The following is a 2,194-nucleotide window of genomic DNA, read 5'->3' as shown; positions in this document are numbered from 1 at the left end:
CCCTGGTATTGGTGGGCGGATGTTCCGGCGGAACGGCATGAGGAACTCTATATAAAAAAAGGTGTATATACCGACGGAGAACCGGCAGTGAAGTATCGCGGTATTTTTATTAATGATGAATGGCCTTGCATGGGAGGTTGGACCACGGAACGTTATGGTGGCTTCAATAGTAAAATGTACGTGCATGTGTATGAATTGTTGCTTCGCCTGAAAGCCAACTTCCTATGGCCTGCTATGTGGAGTGCGGCTTTCTATGCGGATGATCCCATGAACAGTCCATTGGCTGATGAGATGGGGATCATAATCGGTACTTCCCACCATGAGCCTATGGCGCGTAACCATCAGGAGTATGCTCGCAATCGTAAAGTGTATGGAGCCTGGAACTATCAGACAAACAAAGATGGTATCGACCGCTTTTTCCGTGAAGGTATAGAGCGCATGCGGGGTAAAGAAGAAGTGGTGACCATTGCGATGCGTGGTGACGGTGATGCGCCGATGGGACCTGATACGGATACAAAACTGTTGGAAAATATAGTGAAAGAACAGCGTCGTATCATAGCCGAGGTTACGGGAAAATCTGCTTCTAAGACTCCACAATTATGGGCGCTTTATAGTGAGGTACTGGAATATTACGATCAAGGTATGCAGATACCGGATGATGTAATGATTCTGTTATGTGATGACAATTGGGGAGATGTTCGCCGTCTGCCCGAACCGGGTGTTAAACGTCATCCCGGTGGTTATGGCATGTACTATCATGTGGATTTGCATGGTGCTCCGCGTGCTTATCAGTGGTTGAATATGACTCAAATCCAGCATATGTGGGAACAGCTTTATCTGACGTATGCTTATGGTGTGGATAAGATGTGGATATTGAATGTAGGTGATTTGAAACCGAATGAGTTTCCTACGGATTTCTTCTTGAAAATGGCATGGAATCCTGATGCTTTTAATGCGGGTAATCTGATGGATTATACAAGAGAATTTTGCCGCCAGCAATTTGGTAATGAATATGCTGACGAAGCTGCACGAATTTTAAATCTTTATTGTAAGTATTGTGCTCGTGTGACGGCAGAGATGTTAGATCACAAAACCTATAATTTGCAAAGTGGTGAATTTAAAGCTGTGGCCGATGAGTTTCTGGCATTGGAAGCACATGCTGTCCGTCAGTTTGCTTTGCTGCCGGAGAATAGGCGCGATGCTTATAAGGAGCTGATATTATTCCCTGTGCAAGCTATGGCCAATCTTTATGAAATGTACTGTGCTACCGCCATGAATCGGCAGTTGGCTGCTGAAAATGATGTACGTGCCAATGCCTGGGCGGATCGCGTAGAGTATTGCTTCCGGAGAGATGCGGAACTATGCGCCGATTATAATAATAATATTGCCGGTGGCAAATGGAAACAGATGATGGATCAGACCCATATAGGCTATACTTCATGGGATGAACCGAAAGGAGGAAATATAATGCCGAAAGTAACCCGTGTGGATGCTTCCCGGAACGGAAATATGGTAATGGGTGGTTATGAATACGAAGAGAGTAGTGGGGTAGTGGTAATGGAAGCGGAACGTTTTGCTACATCCGTGCAGGAACCCGGTACACAATGGACTGTTATACCGGACTTGGGACGTACACTCTCCGGACTTTCTTTGATGCCATATACCAAGCCGGTATCCGGTGCTTCGTTGACCTATCAAATGCGGTTAAAGTCTGACTTGTCCGGTGTGCGTATACGCCTGATATTGGATAGTACTTTGCCTTTTATTAAAGGAGGGCATAGTTATGCCATTCGTTTAGATGACGGTGAGGAACAAATCGTGAATTACAATTCAGACCTGACTTGGGCCAACTGTTATTCAAAAATGTATCCTGCGGGAGCGGCACGGGTGATAGAGTCAAAAGTAACTTTTCCAGGTGTCACTCTGGAGGCCGGGGTACATACTCTGACTATTCGCCCTCTCAGTCCGGCGATAGTATTGCATAAGATCATAGTAGATTGCGGAGGCGATATGTCCGGTAGGCTTAACCTAACGGAAAGCCCTCGGACAAGAACTTTAAAATAGCTATGTAAAAGATGCCATCTTTTACATCAAAAGTTGGCATCTCTTGTTGCATAAGTTGGCATCTTTCACATCAAAAGATGCCATCTTTCGTTTTATCTTGTCTTATATGGCGTTCCATATACTCTGATGG

At 45.2% G+C, this 2,194-nt stretch carries 1 protein-coding gene; it reads left to right on the top strand.

Annotated elements, in window-relative coordinates:
* A partial coding sequence (locus BACCELL_RS25210) for a glycosyl hydrolase 115 family protein (RefSeq protein ID WP_007215012.1) occupies positions 1–2,064 on the top strand: 2,064 nt, incomplete at its 5' end.
* Positions 2,065–2,194: the final 130 nt, after the last annotated feature.

This window comes from Bacteroides cellulosilyticus DSM 14838 (genome assembly GCF_000158035.1).
GTDB classification, from domain to species: domain Bacteria; phylum Bacteroidota; class Bacteroidia; order Bacteroidales; family Bacteroidaceae; genus Bacteroides; species Bacteroides cellulosilyticus.
Note: the sequence above shows the minus strand (reverse complement) of the source record. Positions and strands in the feature narration are given on the sequence as shown.